The organism is Dactylosporangium sp. NPDC000555, assembly GCF_040300025.1.
Classification (GTDB): Bacteria; Actinomycetota; Actinomycetes; order Mycobacteriales; family Micromonosporaceae; genus Dactylosporangium.
In genome coordinates, this window is record NZ_JBEPDB010000026.1 from 65,153 (window position 1) to 87,251 (window position 22,099).

21 protein-coding genes are annotated in these 22,099 nt (G+C 74.2%); 9 read left to right on the forward strand and 12 right to left on the reverse strand.

Going from position 1 to position 22,099, the window contains the following annotated elements; genetic code table 11:
• Position 1 precedes the first annotated feature (1 nt).
• From ABT297_RS18070 to ABT297_RS18080, 3 genes are read right to left on the reverse strand one after another with little or no spacing between them, the layout of a single operon-like run.
• Positions 2-1,105 carry a TRAFAC clade GTPase domain-containing protein gene (locus tag ABT297_RS18070; RefSeq protein ID WP_350550507.1) on the reverse strand — a complete coding sequence of 368 codons (1,104 nt, stop codon included), beginning with the start codon at positions 1,103-1,105 and terminating at the stop codon, positions 2-4.
• Positions 1,102-2,205, reverse strand: coding sequence for a hypothetical protein (locus tag ABT297_RS18075; protein ID WP_350550509.1), 1,104 nt, complete (start codon positions 2,203-2,205; stop codon positions 1,102-1,104). The genes ABT297_RS18070 and ABT297_RS18075 overlap by 4 nt, the downstream gene beginning before the upstream one ends.
• Positions 2,202-4,145, reverse strand: a complete 1,944-nt coding sequence (locus ABT297_RS18080) for a protein kinase domain-containing protein (protein ID WP_350550511.1) — start codon at positions 4,143-4,145, stop codon at positions 2,202-2,204. The genes ABT297_RS18075 and ABT297_RS18080 overlap by 4 nt, the downstream gene beginning before the upstream one ends.
• A 179-nt stretch (positions 4,146-4,324) precedes the next feature.
• Here ABT297_RS18080 and ABT297_RS18085 point away from each other — a divergent pair, with 179 nt between their 5' ends.
• Positions 4,325-4,786 carry a hypothetical protein gene (locus ABT297_RS18085; RefSeq protein WP_350550514.1) on the forward strand — a complete coding sequence of 154 codons (462 nt, stop codon included), beginning with the start codon at positions 4,325-4,327 and terminating at the stop codon, positions 4,784-4,786.
• A 9-nt stretch (positions 4,787-4,795) separates the two neighbouring features.
• Here ABT297_RS18085 and ABT297_RS18090 read toward each other — a convergent pair whose 3' ends face one another.
• Positions 4,796-5,320 (reverse strand): GNAT family N-acetyltransferase, encoded by a 525-nt coding sequence (locus ABT297_RS18090; protein ID WP_350550517.1) that lies wholly within the window; start codon positions 5,318-5,320, stop codon positions 4,796-4,798.
• A 188-nt stretch (positions 5,321-5,508) separates the two neighbouring features.
• Between ABT297_RS18090 and ABT297_RS18095 the strand changes: the two genes are divergently transcribed.
• Entirely contained in the window at positions 5,509-6,411 is a 903-nt protein-coding gene (locus ABT297_RS18095) for a DMT family transporter (protein WP_350550520.1), read from the forward strand.
• Positions 6,412-6,552: 141 nt separating this feature from the next.
• On the opposite strand, the gene ABT297_RS18100 is transcribed toward ABT297_RS18095, so the two are convergent.
• Positions 6,553-7,665 carry a glycosyltransferase gene (locus ABT297_RS18100; RefSeq protein WP_350550523.1) on the reverse strand — a complete coding sequence of 371 codons (1,113 nt, stop codon included), beginning with the start codon at positions 7,663-7,665 and terminating at the stop codon, positions 6,553-6,555.
• Positions 7,662-8,441, reverse strand: a complete 780-nt coding sequence (locus ABT297_RS18105) for a DUF2334 domain-containing protein (RefSeq protein WP_350550526.1) — start codon at positions 8,439-8,441, stop codon at positions 7,662-7,664. Before ABT297_RS18105 ends, ABT297_RS18100 begins: the two co-directional genes overlap by 4 nt.
• 363 nt (positions 8,442-8,804) lie before the next feature.
• Between ABT297_RS18105 and ABT297_RS18110 the strand changes: the two genes are divergently transcribed.
• Both ABT297_RS18110 and ABT297_RS18115 read left to right on the forward strand, forming a co-directional pair.
• Positions 8,805-9,506: a FadR/GntR family transcriptional regulator gene (locus ABT297_RS18110; RefSeq protein WP_350550528.1), complete on the forward strand. Its 702-nt coding sequence runs from the start codon at positions 8,805-8,807 to the stop codon at positions 9,504-9,506.
• Positions 9,507-9,554: 48 nt separating this feature from the next.
• Positions 9,555-10,394, forward strand: coding sequence for a fumarylacetoacetate hydrolase family protein (locus ABT297_RS18115; protein ID WP_350550531.1), 840 nt, complete (start codon positions 9,555-9,557; stop codon positions 10,392-10,394).
• Positions 10,395-10,419: 25 nt separating this feature from the next.
• On the opposite strand, the gene ABT297_RS18120 is transcribed toward ABT297_RS18115, so the two are convergent.
• Both ABT297_RS18120 and ABT297_RS18125 read right to left on the reverse strand, forming a co-directional pair.
• Complete coding sequence (locus ABT297_RS18120) at positions 10,420-11,214, reverse strand: septum formation family protein (protein WP_350550534.1); 795 nt, start codon at positions 11,212-11,214, stop codon at positions 10,420-10,422.
• 152 nt (positions 11,215-11,366) lie between these two features.
• Positions 11,367-12,758: a pyridoxal phosphate-dependent decarboxylase family protein gene (locus ABT297_RS18125; RefSeq protein ID WP_350550536.1), complete on the reverse strand. Its 1,392-nt coding sequence runs from the start codon at positions 12,756-12,758 to the stop codon at positions 11,367-11,369.
• A 147-nt stretch (positions 12,759-12,905) separates the two neighbouring features.
• Between ABT297_RS18125 and ABT297_RS18130 the strand changes: the two genes are divergently transcribed.
• Positions 12,906-13,295 (forward strand): hemerythrin domain-containing protein, encoded by a 390-nt coding sequence (locus ABT297_RS18130; RefSeq protein WP_350550539.1) that lies wholly within the window; start codon positions 12,906-12,908, stop codon positions 13,293-13,295.
• A 225-nt stretch (positions 13,296-13,520) separates the two neighbouring features.
• A complete protein-coding gene (locus ABT297_RS18135; RefSeq protein WP_350550542.1) occupies positions 13,521-13,925 on the forward strand; it encodes a transposase in 405 nt (134 codons plus the stop codon).
• 200 nt (positions 13,926-14,125) lie between these two features.
• Here the strand turns inward: ABT297_RS18135 and ABT297_RS18140 are convergent, their stop codons facing one another.
• Positions 14,126-15,250, reverse strand: a complete 1,125-nt coding sequence (locus ABT297_RS18140) for a PucR family transcriptional regulator (protein WP_350550544.1) — start codon at positions 15,248-15,250, stop codon at positions 14,126-14,128.
• Between the two features lie 75 nt (positions 15,251-15,325).
• Between ABT297_RS18140 and ABT297_RS18145 the strand changes: the two genes are divergently transcribed.
• Together ABT297_RS18145 and ABT297_RS18150 are read left to right on the forward strand one after the other, a co-directional pair.
• The gene (locus tag ABT297_RS18145) at positions 15,326-16,951 is read left to right on the forward strand and encodes an FAD-binding dehydrogenase (protein ID WP_350550547.1); all 1,626 of its coding nucleotides are present in this window, start codon (positions 15,326-15,328) and stop codon (positions 16,949-16,951) included.
• 123 nt (positions 16,952-17,074) lie between these two features.
• Positions 17,075-18,475, forward strand: a complete 1,401-nt coding sequence (locus tag ABT297_RS18150; protein ID WP_350550550.1) for an ISNCY family transposase — start codon at positions 17,075-17,077, stop codon at positions 18,473-18,475.
• Between the two features lie 92 nt (positions 18,476-18,567).
• Here the strand turns inward: ABT297_RS18150 and ABT297_RS18155 are convergent, their stop codons facing one another.
• From ABT297_RS18155 to ABT297_RS18165, 3 genes are read right to left on the reverse strand one after another with little or no spacing between them, the layout of a single operon-like run.
• Positions 18,568-19,131, reverse strand: coding sequence for an HdeD family acid-resistance protein (locus ABT297_RS18155; RefSeq protein WP_350550553.1), 564 nt, complete (start codon positions 19,129-19,131; stop codon positions 18,568-18,570).
• Entirely contained in the window at positions 19,128-20,144 is a 1,017-nt protein-coding gene (locus ABT297_RS18160) for an AI-2E family transporter (protein ID WP_350550555.1), read from the reverse strand. The genes ABT297_RS18155 and ABT297_RS18160 overlap by 4 nt, the downstream gene beginning before the upstream one ends.
• A complete protein-coding gene (locus ABT297_RS18165; RefSeq protein ID WP_350550558.1) occupies positions 20,137-20,598 on the reverse strand; it encodes an SHOCT domain-containing protein in 462 nt (153 codons plus the stop codon). The genes ABT297_RS18160 and ABT297_RS18165 overlap by 8 nt, the downstream gene beginning before the upstream one ends.
• Positions 20,599-20,732: 134 nt before the next feature.
• Between ABT297_RS18165 and ABT297_RS18170 the strand changes: the two genes are divergently transcribed.
• Positions 20,733-22,058, forward strand: coding sequence for a calcium:cation antiporter family protein (locus ABT297_RS18170; RefSeq protein WP_350550560.1), 1,326 nt, complete (start codon positions 20,733-20,735; stop codon positions 22,056-22,058).
• Positions 22,059-22,099: the final 41 nt, after the last annotated feature.

The following is a 22,099-nucleotide window of genomic DNA, read 5'->3' on the forward strand; positions in this document are numbered from 1 at the left end:
CTCAGTTGCCGAGCAGGGACCGGTCGAGCACCCCGGTCATGGCGAACAGGGACAGCAGCGGGCGCAGCACCCGGCGCGGGCCGAAGCCCTCGGCCGGGAAGTGCCCGTCGACCGGCGCGACGCCGGCCGCGGAGGCGAAGTGCAGGCTCACGTCGCTGACCCGGTTGACCGGCGGCAGGAAGCGCTCGGCGCCGTTGGTGGCGAGGAACTCGTACACCTCCTCGCTCTCCTCTGCGACGGTCTCCAGCCGCCGGGTGTCGTCGCGGGACAGCCACCGCGCGACCTCGGGCCGGCGCGGGGCGAGCAGGTCGGACTTGGCCACCACCATCGCCGCCGGGATCGGCAGGAACCGGGTGCCGGGCTCGCCGCGGACCTCGACGAGGCGGTCCGTCACGGCGTTGAACGCCGGGTCTCCGTACACGGTGGCCGGCTCGCCGAGCACCGACGGCAGCGCCTTCTCCGGGTCGACCACGAAGATGAGCGCGTTGACCGCGGACAGGAACGACGTGTCGAGGAACCGGTCGCCGGAGCGGCGGCGGCGCAGCTGCTCGCCGGCCACGTCGAAGAACGCGACGGCGAAGTCGCGCCGGGCGTGGGCGCTGTAGACCTTCGCGACGTAGCTGAACGCGATCGGGCTGATCTGGGTCAGCGGCAGCTGCTCGCGGCGCTGGCAGAACGGCTCGACGAAACGCGTCATGTAGTTGTGCTCGATGGCCTCGTCGAGCCGCTCGACGCGCAGCCCGAGGTCGGCCAGCTCGAGGTTGTTGCGCAGCGCCTCGACCATCGCGGCCAGCAGCAGGGTCTTGCCGGCGGCGCGGTGCCCGACGAGCCCGATGACGATCGGGTCGCCGTAGTCGCCGTACCGGTCGGGCAGGTAGTGCGTGGTCGCCATGCCGTCGCGCATGAGCGTGCAGGAGCGCTGCGCGCCGAGGCGTCGCTCGGCGAAGGCCTCCTTCGTCTCGTCGGCGCCGCGCGGCCGGAACGGCCGGTGCTGCTGGGTCTCCACGTCGAGCTCGACCCGCTGCGCCTTGCTCCAGTGGATCCACTGCAGGCAGATCGGGCACAGCACCCGGCCGAGCAGCCGGCTCGGGCTCGGCAGGCTCATTTCGCCCCTCCCAGGTGCGACACGACGAGAACGACCAGCGCCAGCGGCACGCCGAGGACGATGAGCGCGCCGGCGCCGAGGACGATGCGGCTGGAGAGGTCGTCGCGGCTGTACCACAGCACGTCGAACGTCTCCCGCACGTACCGCCAGGCGACCGCGCGCGGCGCGGCCCGCGCGGCCCGGTACCCCCGCTTCGCCTCGACCAGCCGGCGGAACTCGTCGCGGGCCGGGCTGAGCGCCATGGCGGCCCGCGCGACCAGGGCCGGCGGCAGGGCCGGTGCGTACTGCTGCGTGATCGAGCCCGGCTGGGGGATGTGGACGGTGGCGGTCGTCGCGTCGGACGGGTCCGCGCTCTGCCACACCGGCTCGTAGCGGGCCTCCTCGACGCGGCGCAGCAACTGGTGCGCATCGGGCCGCTCCCGCGGGTCGTCGGCGAACACCCCGTCGAGCAGCGCCGAGAGCGCCGAGCCGCCGCCGCGGGCCAGCTCCTCGCGCGCGGCGGGCGCGTCGGCCGGGCCGGTCTGCAGTGCGATGCAGTACACCACCATCCCGGCCTGGTACACGTCGTGCGCCTCGGTGGCCAGGCGCAGCCCGTCCGGACCGGGCGGGGGCTGCCACAGCGGTTCGAGCGCCGCCCGGGCCGGCTCCCCGACGGCGGTGGCCTCGCCGAGGTTGACCAGCTGCGCGTGGCTGCCGTCCCACAGCACGAACTCGGGCAGGATCGCGCCGTGCGTCAGCCCCGCCTTCGCCAGCGTCTGCATGGCCAGCAGGAGGTCGCCGAAGATGGTCAGCAGCGTCTCCGGCAGCGGCGCGCCGGGCAGCCCGGCGACCGGCAGGCCCCGGTAGGTGGTGGTGACCTGCGGGCGGGGGCCGGTCAGGTCGTGGTCCACGACCCGGCACAGCTGCAGCGGGTACATGGTGTCGGCCAGCCCCCACAGCAGGTTGCCGGCGTTGACCTCGGCGTGTACCAGCCGGTCGGCCTCGGCGGTGCGGGCGCTCTTGCGCAGCACCCGCTCGCCGGACGTCGCCAGCCGGCCCCATTGCAGCTCGAACAGGTCGGTGAAGCGCCGGTCCGGGTCGAACTCGATGTGCACCGTCATATGGGCAGTCGCTCCCCGTCGTCTGCGTTGATGGCGAACAGTGTGTAGCCGTTGTCGAGGTACACGACACCGTCGCCGACGACCGGCGCGCGGGTGACGTGGATGTCGGGCGCGGACCAGCGGGCGGTGCCGTCGTCGCGCGAGTACGCGTGCAGGATGCCGGCGTCGACCACGAAGACCAGTGTGGGGCTCACGCGCACGTCGGGCCACACGGCGATGCCGGGGACGCGCCAGCGCACCAGGCCGTCGGGGCCGAGCGCGGTGAGGCCGGTCGGCTCGGCCACGAAGACGCCGCCGGGCACGGCGTGCGGGGTACCGTCGCCGGGCAGCCGCCAGCGCAGCGCCCCGTCGGCCGGGTCGAGACCGAGCAGTTCCCCGCCGGCCGGCTGCACCACGATCTCGGCCGTGGCGGCCGGGGCGCAGCGCGGCGGCAGGCCGGTGCGGCGCAGGCGCAGCCCGCCGTGGCGGGCGTCGAGGCCGAGCAGTTCGTCGGCGACGCGGACCAGCACCAGGTCGCCGGCCGCGCTCAGCGCGCTGGCCGGGGCGGGCAGGTCGCCGTGGTGCCAGCCCTCCCCGCCGTGGCTGAGCCGCTCGCGCACGAGCCGCCCCTGGACCACCGCCACGCCGCCGGGAACGGGCACCGGCCGGATGCCCGCCGACGTGGTGCGCCACCCGGGCGCCCCGGTGGCGGCGTCGACGGCGTGCAGGTTGCGCAGGCCGGGGCCGAGCACGTGGACGAGGCCATGCGCGTACACCGGCTCGCCGTGCGGCGACACCGGCAGCTCCCACCGCCACGCGCCGGTGCGCAGGTCGAGCGCGGTCACGCCGGTCTGGGTGGGGCTGACCACGACGCCGGCGGCGACGAGCGGCCGGTACCCGGGCGCGGTGGCAACCGGGTGCCGCCAGCGCTCGCTGCCGTCGCCGGCCTCGAGCATGTGCACGCCGTCGTCGGCGCTGACCACGACCGCGTCGCCGGCCACGACCGTCTCGCTGCGCGCCATCGCGTGCCGCACCGCCCGCCACGGCCGGCGCGCGCCCGAGGCGTGCAGCAGCCGGGCCACCGCCCGGCCGCGCCCGGCGATCTCGGCCAGCACGGCGTCGGGCAGCCACGGCCCGGACGCGGCGGGCGGGCCGGCGGCGAGGCGCTCGCTGACCTGGCGGGCGGTGGGCCGATCCTCCGGCGCCGGCTCCAGGCACTTGCGCAGCGTCCAGGTCATGCCGACCGGCACGCCGGTCAGGTTGGGCGCGCTGTAGTGCACGGCGTAGAGGTACTGCTCCATGGATTTGCCCTCGAAGGGCAGCCGGCCGGTCGCGGCGCGCACCAGGATCGCGGCCAGCGCGAACACGTCCGAGGCCGGGGTGCCGGGCTTGCCGGTGAAGCGCTCCGGCGCCATGTAACCGACGGTGCCGTGGAAGTGACGCGACGCGGTCAGCCGCGGGGCGTCGTCCGGCCGGGCGATGCCGAAGTCGATGATCCGCAGCCCGTCGGCGAGCACCAGCACGTTGCTGGGCTTGAGGTCGCGGTGCACGACCCGGGCCGCGTGGATGGCCGCGAGCCCGCCGGCGAGCGCCGAGCCGAGCCGCCGGACCAGCTCCTCGGGCAGCGCCCCGGCGATCTCCTCGACCTCGGCGAGGGTGATGCCGGGCAGGTACTCGGTGGCCAGCCACGGCGGCGAGCCGGCCGGGTCGGCGTCGAGCAGTCGCGCGGTGTGCTCGGAGCGGATCTTCGCGGCCAGGTCGACCTCGCCGCGGAACCGGGCGACCAGGTCGTCGTCCTCGGTGTGATGGCCGGCGCCGAGGTGCAGGGTCTTCACCGCCGCGGCCGCGCCGGAGGCGTCGCGGCCAAGAAAGACCTGCCCCATCCCGCCGGCGCCGAGCCGGCCCAGGATGCGGTACGGCCCGAGGCGGCGCGGGTCATCGCGCCGTAACGGGTCAACCACCGCTGCTCACGACCCCCATGGTGGACCCTGCGCGCAACCCGGGGCCGCGCACATGCTCATCGCCCTCCGGGAGGTAGTACGCGAAGTCACCCGCATCACGGCCGCGTCGCCGCAAAACCCGGAATGCGGCGCCTGAACGCCGATGTGATGCCGGAACCGCGGCTGCCCACAATGTGGCCGTGCCCGATCCCGAGCTCGCCGCGCTCCGCGAGTCGATCCGCCGCCGCGGACCGGCGGACGTGCCCGGCGCGTCCCGGGTCGTCGACGAGTACCTGCGGGAGATCCTGCGCGACGCGGGCGCGGCCGGGCACCCGGGCGCCCGCCGCTGGGCGCGCGACCGGCTGCGCCTGTTCATGGTGGTCAGCTGGGGCAACTGGTTCGGGGTGCTGGAGCGGCTGCCGCAGGACTACCCGGTGCTGCGCGGCGAGTGGCGGGAGCTGATCACGGACCCGGCGCGGTTCGGCCCGGAGCATCTCGTCGCGTGGTGGTGGCTGCTGCAGCCGTCGATGTTCCAGCCGCTGGTCGCGGGCCAGCTCCGAGAGATGAGCGCCCCTCTGCGCGACGGCGTGGCCGGCGTGCTCAAGGACGGCGGCGACTTCGACGGCCGGCTCGTGGACTGGGCCGCCTTCGGCGCGGCCTGACCCCAGGACCTAGCGCACCCGCGTCAGTACCGGCTGCCCGGCGAGGGGGGCGGGGTCCTGCGGTACCGCCGCCAGATCGAAGGCGAAGTGCAGCAGGCCGTCGGCGTAGGTGGGGCCCGGGTCGGAGCCGGCCAGTGCGCGCACCAGCCCCCGCGCGGCGGCGTTGGAGCCGGCGACGTCGGCGTGGATGGCGCGGATCCCGGCGGCGATCATCCGCTGCACCAGGGCACGGACCAGGGCCGAGGCCAGGCCGGTGCGCTGCCAAGGGTCGGCCACCAGGACGGCCACGTCGGCGGCGGGGTCGCGGGCCGGCACGCGCCCGTACTCGGCCCAGCCGCACAGCACCCCGCCGTCGACGGCGACCTGGGCGTCCCACTCCGGGCGCGCGCCTGCGGCGATGTGCCGCAGGTACGCGACCGGCAGCCGGCCACCGCTGCCGACGAGGAAGCGCCGGTCGATGGTGGCGGCGGACAGGTTCCGCTGGGCGGCGACCACCAGTCCCTGGTCACCGTCGCACCACGGTCTGATGAGCATGCGCACCCCCGGATCCGGCTGAGTCCAGACATTAGATCCAGATGCTCGCGCCGGGCTACCCTGAGTCTGGAATCGAGACCGTGAAGTGACGGAGCCCACACGCGGCACCGGTGTCGCCGCGGGATGTGGCAGCCGCGAGTCACCCCCGGTCGCCGCGGCGCCATGCACGTGCGGTACAAACCCGGATCATGTTCGCCGTCGTCCTCGCGGTTGTCTCCGCCGCCGTGTTCGCCGCCTCGGCGGCAGTGCAACAGCGAGCCGCGCAGCGGGCGGCGCCGGCCGTGCGCGACCGGGCCCTGCCGGTGCGCGTGTTCCTGCTCGTGCGGCAGTTGATCCGGGACCGCTGGTGGCTGGCGGGCTGGGTGCTCAGCGTCGTCGCGTTCGCCGCGCACGCCGCGGCGCTGCACCTGGGGTCGCTCACCGTGGTCCAGGCGCTGCTCGTCACGCAACTGCTGTTCGCGATGCTGACCGTGCGGCGTCCGCCGGCGACGGCCTGGCTGGGCACCGCCGCGGTCTGCGCCGGGCTGGCCCTGCTGGTGTTCGCCCGTCCCGCCGTACCGCAGACGATCAACCGCCACGACGTGCCCCCGGCGGTCGGGATCGCGGCCGGCGTGATGGCCGCGCTCATCGGGCTGGCGCACCTGCTGCCCAGGAAGGCCGAGACCCACGTGCGCGGCGCCCTGGCCGGTGTCGCGGCCGGCGTGTGCACCTGCCTGACCGCCGTGTTCGTCGTGCTGGTCACCGACACGCTCGCCCATGACGGCGTGCTCGCGCTGGCCCGCGACTGGTCGACGCTCGCCCTGGTCGCCTCGACGACCGCGAGCGGCCTGCTGGCCCAGGACGCGTTCGCGGCCGGCTCGCTGCCGACCGCGCTGACCGCGATCAGCATCGCCGACCCGCTGGCCAGCGCGATCTTCGACGCGACCGTCTTCCACGCCGGCTGGCGCGGCGCCACCTGGTGGCCGTGGAGCGCGGTGGCCGTGCTCGCCCTGCTCGCGGTGGGCGTGGCGCTGCTGGCCGGTGCCCGGGCCGTGCCGAAGCCGGCGGATCAGGACAGCCGGCTGGTCGGGTCCTCGGCGCCGGGGTCATAGCGGCACGTCGTGCCGACGCCAATCCGGGTGTACGTCGTACCGACGCCGATCCGGGTGTACTTCGTGCCGATGCCGAGCCGGGTGCACGGAGGGAAGTCCGCCGTCACACCCCGTGACGCCGAGGGGTTTCCGGCCGGTCCGTCACGGCACGGGCTGGCGGCGGCCGGTCGCGGCGCCGAAGACCTCGAGCAGGCCGTCGACCGTCGCCGACCACGGGAACTGCTCGGCCACGGCCCGGGCGTCGGCCTGCCGGCGCTCCGCGGGCACGTCGAGCAACGACTCGACGCCGTCGGCCAGGCCCTTGGGGGTGCCGTCGGTGACCCGCCCCGAATCCGGGCGCAGCAGCAGCTCCCCCGCCGCACCCTTGCCCGGCACCACCACCGGCACACCGCAGGCCAGCGACTCCAGGGTGGCCAGGCCGAAGGTCTCCGCCGGCGACGGCGACAGGGACACGTCGGCGCCGGCGACGAGGCCGGCCAGGCGCCGCCGGTCGGCGACGTGGCCGAGGAAGCGCACCGGCAGGCCGTCGGCGAGCCGCTCCAGCTTGCGCAGGTTGGGGCCGGTGCCGATGACGTCGAGGGTGGCCGGGATGCCGCGGCGGCGCAGCTCGCGCAGGGCTGCCACGGACAGGTCGGGGTGTTTCTCCGTCGACAGCCGGCTCACGGTGACCAGCCGGACCTGCTCACCGCCGGTGCGCGGGACGGGGCGGAACGTGTCCAGGTCCACGCCCAGCGGCACCCGGTGCGTCTTGACCGGCTCGAAGGCGCTGAACTCCGCGGCCGAGAACGCCGAGGTCAGCACGATGTGATCGACCAGGCGGTGCAGCCGCCGGTTGATCGCCGTCGCGGCGGAGTCCAGCGGGAACCAGCGCGGCACGCGGGTGCGCAGGATCGCGTTGATGCGCTCGTGTGACACCAGCACCAGCGGGACCCCGCGGCTGCGCGCCCACGGCGAGAGCCAGCCGATGCTCAGCTTGTCGTTGGCCTCCAGCACGTCGGGGCCCACCATGTCGAGCAGCCGGCACACCTTGGTGCGGGCGGTGAGCACCCGGTAGCCGCCCGAGCCGGGCAGCAGCGGGCTGCGCACCGTGAGGTGCCGGCCGTCGGGCAGGACGATGTCGCGGTCCTCCGTGCCCGGGACCAGCGTGATGCGCTCGTGGCCGGCCGCGACATACCCGCGGCCGGTCTGCTCCACGCAGGTGCGCAGGCCGCCCGACACCGGGGTGTAGAAGTTGGCGAGCTGGACGATCTTCATGACGCCGCCGCGTCGATGACGGCGCCGTAGGTGGTGGCGCGCGCGCCGGCCTTCAGCGCGCCCTCGATGGCCCGCAGCGTGTCGTCGCGCAGGCCGGGGCGGTGCAGGTCGTCGGGGTGCAGGGCGACGCGGACCAGGCCGCGGCGGCGGGCCGCCCAGGCCGCGCCGGCGCGCAGCACCGCGGAACCGAGCCGCTCGCCGGTGCCGCCCGGGCGGTGCGACAGCGCGAAGCCGCGGCGGGCCAGGGAGGCCCGGCCGGAGCGCAGGTCCTTCACGCCGAAGTGATCCGTGGTGTACCGAAACCCGGCGTTCGCCAGCGCCCGCACCGCGCCCGGCGAGGCGAGCCAGCCCGGCGGCGTGAACCCGGTGGTGTGCAGCCCGAGGCGGTCGAGCACGGCCTTGGCGGCGTCGAGCCGCTCGGTCGCCTGCCGCTCGTCCAGCGCGGCGAACTCGGCCGCGCCGCGGGCCACGGCCCGCCCGACCGCTCGGCGCACGGCGCCGCCGTCCGGCCCGGCCCGGTGGCACCAGCCGTGCAGGACCAGCTCGTCACCGTGGGCGGCGCGCTCGCGCAGCACCTCCGCGTAGCCGTCGTGCTCCGACAGCTCCATGCCGCGCCACGGCCCGGGGATCACCAGCAGCGACACCGGGATGCCCAGCGCGTCCGCGTCGGCGCACCAGCGGGCGGTCTCGTCGGCGGTCGCCGGCGCCACGTCGTGGACGCTCACCACCATCAACGGCCCGCGTGCGCCACCGGAGTCCTCGCAAGACGCATCCACACCCATCACCAACGCCCATCACACCAGGTCAAGGCGGCGCACAGCTGCCGAGTCGGGGTACCTGTCGCCGGACGGTAGCACGTGCCGCACAACCGCCTGGGGTCTCGGGCACCCACCGCCGCCCAATGCGGCGCACGTCACGATCATATCGATGAGCAACGCCCCACGCAGACCCGAACGACGCGTGTCCGCCTGATGCGAACCGGTGCATTTCGCCAAGATTCTGTCAAGACTTGACATTTGTCGCCATTATAGCGGCTTCCGCCGATGCCGTGTCGCCGCTCGCCGTACGGGTGCGCCGTCGCCGGCTCGCCTCCATCTCTGCGTAAAATGGTCAGGTCACCAAGTCACCTGGAGACCATCATGACCGGCGGGGCCGAGTTCAGCCCGGTGCGGCGCTCCTCCGCCGCGTCGGAGGCGATGCGCAGCATCCAGGAGATGATCGTCGACGGGCGGCTCTCCCCCGGTGCGCGCCTGCCCGCGGAGCGCGAGCTCAGCGAGCTGCTCGGCATCAGCCGGCCGACGCTGCGCGAGACGATCCGATCCCTGGTCAGCATGAACATCCTGGAGAGCCGGCACGGCTCGGGCACGTTCGTCGCCGCGCTGGACACCGCGACCCTGCTCGAGCCGCTGCAGTTCGTGATGGCGCTCAACGACCGCACCGTCGACGAGCTCTTCGAGGCGCGGCTGCTGCTGGAGCCGGCCCTCGCCGCGCTGGCCGCCGCCAGGGCCGACGCCGCGCAGGTCGCCGCGATGCGTGCCGCCATGAACGACCGGGACCGGGTGGCCGCGGACGTGACCCTGCACCGGCTCGTCGCCGAGGCGGCCGGCAACGCGCTGCTGTCCACGATGCTGCAGACGCTGTCGACGCTGGGGCGCGCGAGCCGCGCGATGACCGCGTCGCGCCCCGGCGTGCTGCGCCGCACCGCCGCGGAGCACCAGGCGATCGTGGACGCGATCGACCGCCGTGACGCGGCCGCGGCCCGCGACGCGATGGCCGCGCACCTGAACCGCATCGCCGGGGCGGCCCGCCGTACGGCCGGGGCGGGCGGGCCGGACCACTAGCCGAGATTGGCTTGACCACTTGTCCGCATGGGTCATACGTTTGCGACCATGAGATTCGCGCGCCTCGGCCCGGCCGGCTCGGAGCGACCCGCCGTGGTCGCCGACGACGGCACATACCTCGACCTGTCCGGACTCACCGGCGACATCGACGGCGCGTTCCTGGCCTCGGACGGGCCGCAGCGGGCCCGCGCGGCCCTGGACTCGCTGCCGCGGCTGGAGGTGCCGGCCGGCACGCGGCTCGGCCCGCCGATCGCCCGGCCCGGCAAGATCGTCTGCATCGGCCTCAACTACGCCCGGCACGCCGCCGAGTCCGGCGCCCAGCCGCCCGCCGAGCCGGTCGTGTTCATGAAGGCCTCGGACACCGTCGTGGGCCCGGACGACGACGTGCTCATCCCGCGGGCCAGCGTCAAGACCGACTACGAGGTCGAGCTGGCGGTCGTCATCGGGACCACCGCGCGGTATCTCGACGGCCCGGACGACGCCGCGGCCCACATCGCGGGGTTCGCCGTCAGCAACGACGTCTCCGAGCGCGAGTTCCAGCTCGAGCGCGGCGGCCAGTGGGACAAGGGCAAGAACTGCGAGACCTTCAACCCGCTCGGCCCCTGGCTGGTCACGCCCGACGAGCTGGACGTCCCGGCGCTGCGCCTGCGCTCGTGGGTCAACGGCGAGCTCCGCCAGAACGAGCTCGCCGCCGACATGATCTTCGGCGTGCCTCACCTGATCTGGTATCTGAGCCAGTTCATGGTCCTGCATCCCGGAGACGTGGTGAACACGGGCACCCCGGCGGGCGTCGCGATGGGCCTGCCCGGCCAGCCGTATCTGCGCGCCGGCGACGTGGTCGAGCTGGAGATCGAAGGCCTGGGCCGCCAGCGCCAGCACTTCGCTTAGCTCCTCCCCCGGCGGCGGGTGGTTGTCAGGCGGCGGCGCGGCGGAGCGTTCCGGAGAACGGACTGTGGCCGCTCAGCGACGCGGTGCAGACGAAGCGCCGCACGGCCTGGCCCGGGATGCCTTCCTGGAACCACCACAGATATCCCGACGTGTACCGGTCGTCCCGGCCGCCGGCCCACTCGCGGACGGCGGCCGGGCAGAGCTGCTCGTCCAGCACTGCGATCTGGTCGACCGTCGGCACGGTCGCGAACGTCGCGGTCAGGTCGCGCACGAGGGTGACCTCGTCGGTGTGCGGGCCGCCGCACGGCACGACGGCGATGGAGCGGCGGTTCGGCGTCTCGGCCAGGCACGCGCCCGGCCGCAGCGCGGCGAACACGTCGGCGCGCGTGGCGTCCGGGCCACCCGGCAGCGCGGTGGCCGGCGTCCACGGCACGGGCCACGTGGCGGGCGCGGTCGCGGGCCGCGCGACGGACGGGGACGCGGGCCGCCCCGGCGTGGCCGATACCGTGTCGCCAGCGGGCGCCGTCGTGGTCGGCACCGGGTCGCCGGCGGACGGCTCGGCCGATGCGGTGCCATGGGTGGACGGCGCGAGCGCCGGGCCGGCTCCGGCGGGTGGGTGCCCGTCCGCGGCGTGGCTCGCCGGCAGCGTCCGCCACGCCAGCGCGCCGAGCACGAGCACGAGCGACAGCGCGAACAGCGGGAGCGCCGGGCCGCGGCGAGCCCCGCGCCGCAGCGGCGGGCGCCGGGCGAGGCCGGCGGCCGGCTGCCGCGGGGGTGTCCAGACCCGCCACGGCGCGGGGACATGTCTCGGCGGCGGCACCTGGTATCGCCGGATGTCGCGCTCGGAGCGCTTCGCGGCCTCGGCCCAGGCCTCGTCGAAGATCGGTGTCTCGGTGCCGTCGCCCTCGTCCGCCCGTGCCGGTTGCTGTCCTGATCGTCATCCGGCGTTCAGCCGGAGCCCGGCGGCGAGCGTCAGGTCGCGCGCTGAGCCGCGCGGCGCAGGGCGGCCAGCGACGCCTCGACATCGGCGGCGTCGGTCGACCAGTTGCTCACCGAGACGCGCAGGACGGCCCTTCCGCGCCAGCGGGAGCCGGACATCCATGCGGTACCGTCCGCCAGCAGCGCCCGGGTCACCGCGGCCGTGCGCTCGTCATCGCCGAACGCGGCGCACACCTGGGTGAACACGACGTCGTTGAGCACCTCGGCGCCGTCGATCGCGGCGATGCCCTCGGCCAGCGCCCGGGCGTTGCGGACCAGGCCGTCGACCAGGCCGGTGACGCCGCTGCGGCCCAGCGAGCGCAGCGCGGCCCACACCGGCACGCCGCGGGCCCGCCGGGACAGCTCCGGCACCTTCTCGAGAGGGTCGGCGGGGCCGGGTCCGGCCGTCTGGATGAGGTAGCTGGCGTGCACGCCCATCGCCGCGCGCAGCGCACCCGGGTCGGCAACGACGACAACGCCGCAGTCGTACGGCACGTTCAGCGTCTTGTGCGCGTCCGTTGCCCACGAGTCGGCGTCGGCCAGACCGGGCACCAGGTGCCGCAGGCCCGGCGACGCGGCCGCCCACAGCCCGAACGCGCCGTCGACGTGCACCCAGGCGCCGTGGCGGTGGGCGATCTCGGCCGCCTCGCCGATCGGGTCGAATGCTCCACTGTGGACGTTCCCGGCCTGCAGGCAGACGATGACCGGCCCGTCCCCGCCGGCCTCGAGCGCCTCGGCGAGCGCGTCGAGCCGGATGCGGCCCTGCTCGTCGGCGGCGACCGCGGTCGGTGCGCCCAGCCCGAGGTACCGCAGCGCCAGATCGAGCGTGTCGTGGCGCTCCTCGCCGACCAGGACCCGGATGCGCGGCGCCCCGAAGAGCCCGTCGGCGTCGAGGTTCCAGCCGGCCCGGTCGAGCACGTGCCGGCGGGCGGCGGCCAGCCCGGTGAAGTTGGCCATGGTGGCCCCGGTGACGAACCCGACGTCGGCGCCGGCGGGCAGGCCCAGCAGGTCGACGACCCAGGCGCCGGCCGCCTCCTCCAGCGCGGCGACGGCCGGCGTCGGGTACCGCATCGAGGCGTTCTGGTCCCAGGCGCTCACGAGCCAGTCGGCGCCCAGTGCCGCGGGCAGGGTGCCGCCGATGACCCAGCCGTAGAACCGCCCGGAGGGCATCGCCATCAGCCCGGGCTCGGCCGAGCGGGCGAGCAGGTCGACCACCTCGGCGGGGTCAGCCGGGCCGTCGGGCAGCGGACCGCCGAACACCGGGGCGAGTCGGTCGGCGTCGGCCCGCGGCGGGACGGGCCGGTCCGGCAGCGAGCCCAGCCAGGCCCGGGCGTGCGCGCCGGCCATGTCCAGCGCCGCATCGTAAGCATCTCTCCTCGCGCTCATGCCCTTACTGTGCGCCCCGTCACTGGGTGTGCGTCCAGGGCCAACGGTGATCGGCTGGACTGCCGTAGGATGTGGGGAGCGTCGCGGTGTACCCGGCTCATAGGCCGCCGAGGGCATGGAGGCGCGGAACCCCTCCGGGAACCCACGTTGGACGAGTTCACCCCGCCGCGCCTGCAGGCGCTCGGCAACCAGCTCATCGAGATCCACCAGCAGTTGCGGGCGTTGCTGGCCAACGCCGCCGACATTTCGGATGTCTCGCAACATTTCAGGAATCACTGCCTGGCATTCTGTTCGGCGCTCGACCGGCACCACACCGGCGAGGAGCGCGGCATGTTCCGGGTGCTGGCCGAGCGCCATCCCGAACTGCGGCCGGTGATCGAGGAGCTGCGGCGCGACCACGAGCAGATCGCGGAGCTGCTGCGCCGGGTCGCGGCCGCACCGACCCGCGCGGAGCTCGACGGCCTCGCCGCGGTGATGGAGTCGCACTTCGCCTTCGAGGAGCGCCGCCTCGTCGCCGCCCTCAATGCGCTGACCTAGAGCGACCGTAGATCTGGCCGTCGCATCCCGGTCTGCCCGGCACCCGGTTTCCATGATCCACGGGTGCCGTACCGGCAGTCCGGGATGGCAGAAAAATGTGGGTGGCGGTGGCCGGCGGTGTTGACGTCGTTTCCTCGATTGGTGCCGTGAGCCCGACATGATCCGGACGCGGGAGCTAGTCCCAGCGTAACCGCAGGCTAGACGACCTCGGAGTTGATCTGTGAAATGGTCGCCCACAGCCTCGTCCGGCCCTCGTTCGTGCCCGACGCGCCGATCCGCCGGTTGCGGGATCTGACCCGCCGCCGCACCGGCGTACTACTCCGCGAACGGGCCCGCGAGAAGCAGCGGACGCAGAAGCTCCTCGAAGACGCCGGGGTCAAACTGCCCACGGTCGCCACCGACATCTTCGGCGTATCCGGGACGCACCGCCTCCCCACCACCGCGCACCTCACCTCCTGGGCCGGACTATGCCCCGGCAACAACAAGACCGGCAGCAAGCCCAAACCCGCACCAACCCGCCCAACCAACACATGGCTCAAAAGCTCCCGCGGCACCGCCGCACCCGCACCCGCTACCCCAACGCCCAGTACCGCCACATCGCCGCCCGCCGCGGCGACAAACGCGCCATGACCGCCGTCGCACACACCCCGCTACACGCCGCCCGGCACGTCCTGACCACCACCCCCTGCCACGACCTATTCTCGCCATGCCCACGGAGAGTTCTTGTACTGATTTGAGCACTTTCTCTCCGTGATCACGAAAGCTCCACACGCCGCGGCCGCCGGATCAGCATCTCGAGCCGAGCATAACCGAAATTTCGGATATGTCCGTCACGGAGTGGCGGACATATCCGGGGCCCAGCGCGCCCGCAGGGCCAGTTGCAGGGCCAGGCGCTCGTCCGGGTCGTCCAGCGCGTCGCCGAAGAGGTCCCGCAGGCGGCGCAGGCGGTAGCGGACCGTCTGCGGGTGGGTGTGCAGGGCCCGCGCGGCCGGGATCACCTGCCCCTGGGCGCGCAGCCAGGCGTGCAGGGTCTGGGCCAGCGGGCGGCGCGACGCCGGCGACAGGTCCGCCAGCGGGACCAGCACCCGGTCGGCCAGGCGGTCGGCGACGCCCGGCTCCCAGGACAGCAGCAGCGCTACGAGGTGCTCGTCGCAGTCGACCACGCCGTCGGGGAGGCCGGACGCCTGTTGCAGCTCCAGGGCCTTGCGGGAGATGCGGTAGGAGCGGCGGGCCTCGCGCAGCGGGACGACCGGGCCGACGGCGGCGCGGCGCCCGGCCAGCGTGCGGTCCAGTGTGGACGCGGTGGGGCGCAGCAGGCGGGTCGCGCCGTCGATCACGGTGGCGATCGCGCCGCCGCCGGCCGCCCGCGCCAGGTGCTCGGCGTCGGCGCCCTCGACGCTGACCGCGCACAGCTGGGCGGGCAGCGGCCAGCGGGCCGCCTCGGCGGCGGCGTGCAGCGCGGCGTCGGCGGGCGGGTCGGGCTGCACGAGGAGGGTGATGAGCCGCCGGCGCACCTGGGCCCAGTCGTGCGCGGCGTCGCGCTGCTCGTCGAGGTAGCCCTCGGCCGCGGCGCCGGCGAGGGCGTCCACGTAGCCGAACAGGGCGGCGGCGATGACGTACAGCTCGGCCGGCGGCACCGGGCCGGGCCGCTCGACCACGGCGGCCCAGAAGGTCTGGGCGCCAACGGTGAGGATCGAGCGCAGGGCGTCGACGCGGTGACCCTCGCGGTACTCGGTGCGACCCAGCTCGGCGAAGACGGCGAGAGTGGGGCCGAGCTCGGCGCCGGAGGTGAAGGTGGCCACGGCCGTCTCGACGCCGAGGGTCAGGCCGTGCCCCTGGCCGCCGGAGAGCGAGCGGCCCTGCCCGCGCATCGCGGCGCGGACAGCCGCGAGGACGCGCTCCTGCAGCAGCGGGTGCAGGTCTTGAAGATGCTGCGGCAGCGCGGCTTTTGTCACCGGGGTGACAAAATCCGCCGGAGTTTGTATCTCGGGCACCAACGATTTTGGCATACGCGTACCTAGCCTGGTCGGGTGGATGCGGATGTGATCGTCGTCGGGGCGGGCCTGGCCGGGCTGGTGGCCGCGGCCGAGGTGGCCGACGCGGGCAAGCGGGTGATCCTGCTGGACCAGGAGCCCGAGCAGAGCCTCGGCGGGCAGGCGTTCTGGTCGTTCGGCGGGCTGTTCCTGGTCGACTCGCCGGAGCAGCGCCGGATGGGCATCCGCGACTCGGTCGAGCTGGCCTGGCAGGACTGGCTGGGCAGCGCGCAGTTCGACCGGCCGGAGGACGAGTGGCCGCGCCGCTGGGCCGAGGCCTACGTGCACTTCGCCGCGGGCGAGAAGCGGGCCTGGCTGCGCGCCATGGGACACCGGCTGTTCCCGGTGGTCGGGTGGGCCGAGCGCGGCGGCGGGCCGGCCGACGGCCACGGCAACTCGGTGCCGCGCTTCCACATCACGTGGGGCACCGGGCCGGGCGTCATCGAGCCGTTCGTACGCCGGGTGCGCGCGAGCGACCGCGTGCAGCTGCGCTTCCGCCACCGCGTCGACGCGCTGCTGCCCGGCGGCGTGGTGCGCGGCACGGTCCTGGAGCCCAGCACCGTCCTTCGTGGACAGACGAGCTCACGCACCGCGGCCGGCGAGTTCGAGCTCTCCGCGCAGGCCGTCATCGTCACCTCCGGCGGCATCGGCGGCGACCACGACCTGGTCCGCAAGGCGTGGCCGGCCCGGCTGGGCGCCCCGCCGCGGCGGATGGTCGCCGGGGTGCCCGCCCACGTCGACGGCCGGATGCTCGGCATCACCGAGGCGGCCGGCGGGCGGATCATCAACCCCGACCGGATGTGGCACTACACCGAGGGCCTGCGCAACTGGGACCCGGTCTGGCCCGACCACGGCATCCGCATCCTGCCCGGCCCGTCGTCGCTGTGGCTGGACGCGACCGGCCGGCGCCTGCCGGGGCCGTGCTTCCCGGGCTTCGACACGCTGAACACCCTGCGGCATCTCATGGCCACCGGGTACGACCACAGCTGGTTCATCCTGACCCAGAAGATCATCGAGAAGGAGTTCGCGCTGTCGGGCTCCGAGCAGAACCCCGACCTCACCAACCGCAGCGTCCGGCAGGTGCTGCAGCGGGTGAAGAAGGGCGCGCCTGGGCCGGTCGAGGCGTTCAAGCGGCACGGCTCGGACTTCGTCGTCGCGTCCACGCTGGACGAGCTGGTGGCCGGGATGCAGCGGCTCGAGCCCGATGTTCCGCTGGACCTCGCCGCGATCCGCGGCACCGTCGAGGCCCGCGACCGCGAGCTGGCCAACACGTTCACCAAGGACGCGCAGATCACGGCGATCCGCGGCGCCCGGTCGTACCGCGGCGACAAGCTCATCCGCGTCGCCACCCCGCACCGCCTGCTGGATCCGAAGGCGGGCCCGCTGATCGCGGTGCGCCTGAACATCCTGACCCGCAAGACCCTCGGCGGCCTGGAGACAGACCTGTCGGGCCGCGTGCTGCGCGCCGATGGCAGCCCGCTGCCGGGCGTCTACGCGGCCGGCGAGGTGGCCGGCTTCGGCGGCGGGGGCATGCACGGGTACAACTCGCTGGAGGGCACGTTCCTGGGCGGCTGCCTGTTCTCGGGTCGCACCGCCGGCCGCGCCGCGGCCGAGGCAGTCTAGCGCTATCTACTTCGACCTGAAAAAGTAGATCGACGGTTGTCGGCGTGTCCGGCTGGGCTGGGCACGCCGGGCTACCACAATGACCGGTGACAGGAAGTCGTTGGCGCGCAAGGGATTGCGGTCATGCTGCGGACGCGGAACATCCAGCCGTCGTTGTGGGAGTCGGTACTGCCGGAGGTGTGCCTGCGGCTACCCGCGGAGCTGGAACGCGTCGATGCGTGGCTGGACGATGAGCGGTTCTTCGCCCCGTTCGTGCCGCACTTCTCGGCGCGGATGGGCCGGCCGAGCGTGCCGATGGAGACCTACCTGCGGTTGATGTTCCTCAAGCACCGCTACCGCCTCGGTTACGAGTCGCTGTGCGCGGAGGTGTCCGACTCGATCTCGTGGCGGCGGTTCTGCCGCATCGACATCGACGGTCGGGTGCCGCACCCGACCACGCTGATGAAGATCACCACCCGGTGCGGGGAACAGGCGATCGCCGAACTCAACGAGCAACTCCTGGCCACAGCGGCCGAAGCCAGGGTGGTGAAGACGGGAAAAGTTCGCGCCGACACCACCGTGGTGTCGGCGAACGTTGACTACCCCACCGACACCGGGCTCCTCGCGCGGGCGGTCGGGCGGATGTCCCGCCTCGTGCGCCGGATCAGGGCGGTCGGTGCCGCGCCGCGCACCGGGTTTCGGGACCGCACCCGCGCCGCCGGGCGGCGCGTCCGGGCTATCGCGGCGCACCTGCGACTGCGCGGCGCGCAGGCCCGCGAGGAGGGTCAGGCCACCATCGCGCGGATCACCGCCGAACTGGCCGGCCTGGCACAGCACAGTGCCGTCGAAGCGCGGGCGGTGCTACGCAACGCCCGCCATGCCCTGGCCCGGGTGACCGGCCGCGCCAAGGGCCGACTGCGCCGCGCCGTCGACGAACTGGCGGTCATCATCGAGCGCACCGACCGGGTGATCGCTCAGGCGCGGACCCGGCTGGCCGGCGGTATGCCGGACGCGGCGACCCGTCTGATCAGCCTGCACGACCCCGACGCCCGCCCGATCGCCAAGGGCCGCCTCGGCAAACCCGTCGAGTTCGGCTACAAGGCCCAGGTCGTCGACAACATCGACGGCATCGTCCTGGACCACACGGTGGAGCAGGGCAACCCTCCCGACGGCCCGCAGCTGGCCCCGGCGGTCGAACGGGTCACCCGCCGCACCGGCCGACCGCCGGGCGCGGTGGCCGCGGACCGCGGCTACGGCGAGGCGGCCGTGGAGACCGACCTACGCGACGCCGGCGTGAAAACGGTGGCGATTCCCCGCAAAGGCAAGCCGGGCACCGCCCGGCAAGCCCACGAGCGGCAACCCGGCTTCCGCCGCCTGGTCAAATGGCGCACCGGCTGCGAAGGACGGATCAGCCACCTCAAACACCGCTACGACTGGGACCGCACCCGCCTCGACGGCCTCTCCGGCGCCCGAATCTGGTGCGGATACGGCGTGCTGGCCCACAACCTCACCAAAATCACCGCCCTCGCCGCCGCCAACGCCTGAAACCCAAGCCCCAGCAGCAGTCCACACCACCGCGACCGCCGCCACCATGCGTGACCAACCGCGCCCGAACTCACTTTTTCAGGTCGAAGTATCTAGGTGTTGCGTTCGGGGCGGGCGACGCGCCGGAACTGCAGGGCCACGACGATCTCGGCCGTGCCGAGGATCAGCGACGTGATGCCGGTCAGCAGGATCAGCGCGTGCGGCGACAGGCCCGGGTTGGCCAGGAACACCAGGCCGACCACGATCGAGGCGGCGGCCAGGGCGAACAGCCCCAGCCGCGCCCGGCCGCGGGCCAGCAGGCCGAGCAGCAGCTCCGCGAAGCCGCTGAGCAGCCAGGCCAGGCCGATGACCACCGACAGCGCGATGGCCCCGGACACGGCGTCGCGCAGGCAGGTCACGCCGACGACGAGCAGGATCAGGCCCAGCGCGCCGTCGAGGATCTGCTGGGTCAGGCCGTGGGCGCGGCTGAAGGCGCCGACGAGCCGCATGACGCCCGTGCCGACGAGCCAGATGCCGGCCAGGACGCCGAGCAGGCGCAGGGTGGCGTGCGGCTGCACGAGGACGGCGATGCCGAACACCAGGGTGACGGCGCCGACGGCGAGCAGCTGCCAGAACGGCACGGCGGCGGTGGTGCGCTCGGTCGTGACGGTGGTCATGCGGTACCTCCCAGGGCTCTGCGCCACGAGACGGCGATGGCGGCGACGGGCGGGGCCAGGAACACGCCGAACAGGCCGCCGACCGCGGCACCGAGGACCGTGACGGCGAGCACGGTCACCGGGTGCAGGCCGAGCGCGCGGCCGAACACCGCGGGGCGCAGGATGCCCTCGAGGACGTTCTGCGTGATGAGGACGATGAGCAGCATCCACACCGCGGTCGGCACCCCACCGGCGCCGAGGGCGATGAGCACCGCGAACCCGGCGGAGATCCAGGCGCCGAGATAGGGCACGTACGCGGCGGCGAACGTCAGCATCGCGATCGTCCCGACCAGCGGCAGCCCCAGCAGCAACGCGCCGAGCGTGATGACGGCGGCGTCCATGAGCGCGATGAACGTGGTGCCGAGCATGTATCGCCGGAACTGGTACGCGGCGCTGCCGGCGAGCTCGCGCAGCAGGCCCGGCCGGTGTGGCAGCCGCGCCTCGAGCGCCTCGAAGCAGCGCGGGCCGTCGCGAAAGGCGTAGAAGAGGAGGTACCCGCCGATGAGGATGCCGACGGCGACCTGACCGGCCACGACGGCACTGCTGGCGAAGGCGGAGCCGAGCCCCGTAAGCGCGGTGCGCCAGCCCGGCCACTGCCGCAGGGTCTGCACCGGGTCGGCGCCGAGCAACTGGTGCAGCCGCGCACCGGCGTGCTCGGCGGTGGGCAGCCATTTCGAGGCCTCGCCGACGACCGCGATCCCGAACAGCACCGCGAGCGCGAGGAGTGCGAGCGGCACCGCGATGGCCCCGGCCAGAGCCGCCACTCCGGCCGGGACCCCGCGGCGGCGAAGACCGTCGACGACGGGTTGCAGGGTCGCGCCGACGAGGGCCATCACCAGCAGGGGCAGTACGAGCGGGAGCAGGATCCCCCCGGCGACCACCAGCATCGCAGCGCCGATGACCAGGCCGGTGAAGGACCAGCCAAGCCGGCCGTACCGCCCGAGCCGCCCCGTGGGGCTGGTGGGATCAGCCACGCGTCCAGCCGGCGGCGTTGCCGTTCGCCCCGACCGAGGCGCCGGTCGTGGGCCCGGACCCGAGCAGCGCCGCCTTGGCGCGGTCGTACTCGGCCTCGGTCAGCACGCCGCGCTGCTTGAGATCGGCGAGCTTGGTCAGTTCGTCGGCGGTGCTCGGCGCGGGGGCCACGTCGCGGGCCTGTTCGCGGACGTAGTCGCGGACCTGGGCCTCCTGCTGCCGGGCGCGCTCGGCCGAGCGTGCGTTCATCGACCGGCCGCGCGCGACGAGGTACACCAGCGCGCCCAGCCACGGGAACACGATGAGGAACACGGTCCACGCCGCCTTCGCCCACCCGTTCATCGAGTGATCCCGGAAGATGTCGGTCAGGATGCTGACCATCAGCCAGATCCAGGCGAACACCACCATGAACCACAGCGTCGACCGAACGACGTCACCGAACGAGATGTCGTCCATGTGCCTGCCTCCCGACTGCTCGCCACCACGTGGCATCGGCTCGGGGCCGGGTGGCCCCGACGGATCCAGCGTCTGGGCCGGCCGGCGACCCGCCATCGCCCTCGCCGGGCGACCGGGCGGTAGAGTCGGCGCACGTGCGACGAGCCCCCATCTCCGGCCTGCTGGCGCTCGCGGTGACCGTCCCCGGCGTGGTCGTCGCCCTCGCCGGCGTCGATGCGCCGGCCGCCGCGGCGGCGCTCGTGTTCGGCGCCGCCATCGTCGGGGCCGCGTTCGTGCTCGCCTGGGCGGCCGAGGCGGCGCAGGTCGACGTGTCGGCCGGGCTCGCCGTCGCGCTGCTCGCGCTGATCGCCGTCCTGCCCGAGTACTCCGTCGACTTCGTGTTCACCTGGCGCGGCGGCGAGGCCGCGGCGCGGTACGGCGCCGCCTGCGCGCCACCGGGCGCCGAGACCTCGGCGTGCTCGCTGGCGCTGGCGAACATGACCGGGGCCAACCGGATCCTCGTCGGCGTCGGGTGGGTCCTCGTGGTGCTCATCGCGTGGCGGCGCTCGAAGGGGCGGGGGATCCGGCTGGGACGCGCGGATGCCGTACCGCTGGCGTTCCTGGCCATCGCGTCGCTGTACTGCCTGCTGCTGCCGTTCAGGCGCACGCTGACGCTGTGGGACACCGCCGTGCTCGTCGCGGTGTTCGTCGCCTACAGCTGGCGCGTGTCTCGGGCGCCGGCCGGCGAGCCCGACCTGATCGGCCCGTCGGCCTGGGTCGGCGGCCTGGCGAAGACGCCCCGCCGGGCCACGGTCATCGCGCTGTTCGCCGTGTCGGCCGGGGTCATCCTGCTGTGCGCCGAGCCGTTCGCCGAGGGACTCGTCGAAACCGGCGCGCAACTGGGCGTCAGCCAGTTCCTGCTCGTGCAGTGGGTGGCGCCGCTGGCCTCGGAGGCGCCGGAGCTGCTCGTCGCCGGCCTGTACGCGTGGCGTTTGCACACCACGGAGGCCCTCGGCGCGCTGGTCTCGTCGAAGGTCAACCAGTGGACCCTGCTGGTCGGCACGGTGCCGATCGTGTTCGCCGCCTCCAGCGGCGGCTGGTCGGGCCTGCCGATCGAGCCCGCCCAGCGCGACGAGTTGCTTCTGACGGCGGCCCAGTCGCTGCTGGCGATCGCGCTGCTGGTCGGCCTGACGCTGAGCCTGCGCGCGGCGCTGCTGCTGGCGGGCCTGTTCGTCCTGCAGTTCGCGCTCGGCGCCGCGGTCCCGGCGGCGTGGCACGAGCGCGAGCTGCTCGGCCTGTCCCTGCTCTACCTCGCCCTGGCCGCCCTGACCCTGGTACGCAAGCGGGCCCACCTGCTGCCCATGCTCCGCGACGGCCTGCTGACCCGCTACGAGGAGCTCGGCGAGGACCTGCACTGCACCACGACCGGCGGCGGCCGCCTCCGCCTGCGCACCCGGCGGTGGGCGCGCATCCACGCGTGACCGGCGGCGGCGAGCCGGGGGGTTCGCGTGCGCCGAGCCGG

Excerpts from the sequence above, each read along its gene's own strand:
- ABT297_RS18070 (WP_350550507.1), bottom strand. The coding sequence starts at position 1,105 with ATGAGCCTGCCGAGCCCGAGCCGGCTGCTCGGCCGGGTGCTGTGCCCG.
- ABT297_RS18075 (WP_350550509.1), bottom strand. The coding sequence starts at position 2,205 with ATGACGGTGCACATCGAGTTCGACCCGGACCGGCGCTTCACCGACCTG.
- ABT297_RS18090 (WP_350550517.1), bottom strand. The coding sequence starts at position 5,320 with ATGCTCATCAGACCGTGGTGCGACGGTGACCAGGGACTGGTGGTCGCC.
- ABT297_RS18095 (WP_350550520.1), top strand. The coding sequence starts at position 5,509 with ATGTTCGCCGTCGTCCTCGCGGTTGTCTCCGCCGCCGTGTTCGCCGCC.
- ABT297_RS18100 (WP_350550523.1), bottom strand. The coding sequence starts at position 7,665 with ATGAAGATCGTCCAGCTCGCCAACTTCTACACCCCGGTGTCGGGCGGC.
- ABT297_RS18110 (WP_350550528.1), top strand. The coding sequence starts at position 8,805 with ATGACCGGCGGGGCCGAGTTCAGCCCGGTGCGGCGCTCCTCCGCCGCG.
- ABT297_RS18115 (WP_350550531.1), top strand. The coding sequence starts at position 9,555 with ATGAGATTCGCGCGCCTCGGCCCGGCCGGCTCGGAGCGACCCGCCGTG.
- ABT297_RS18125 (WP_350550536.1), bottom strand. The coding sequence starts at position 12,758 with ATGAGCGCGAGGAGAGATGCTTACGATGCGGCGCTGGACATGGCCGGC.
- ABT297_RS18135 (WP_350550542.1), top strand. The coding sequence starts at position 13,521 with ATGGTCGCCCACAGCCTCGTCCGGCCCTCGTTCGTGCCCGACGCGCCG.
- ABT297_RS18150 (WP_350550550.1), top strand. The coding sequence starts at position 17,075 with ATGCTGCGGACGCGGAACATCCAGCCGTCGTTGTGGGAGTCGGTACTG.
- ABT297_RS18155 (WP_350550553.1), bottom strand. The coding sequence starts at position 19,131 with ATGACCACCGTCACGACCGAGCGCACCACCGCCGCCGTGCCGTTCTGG.
- ABT297_RS18165 (WP_350550558.1), bottom strand. The coding sequence starts at position 20,598 with ATGGACGACATCTCGTTCGGTGACGTCGTTCGGTCGACGCTGTGGTTC.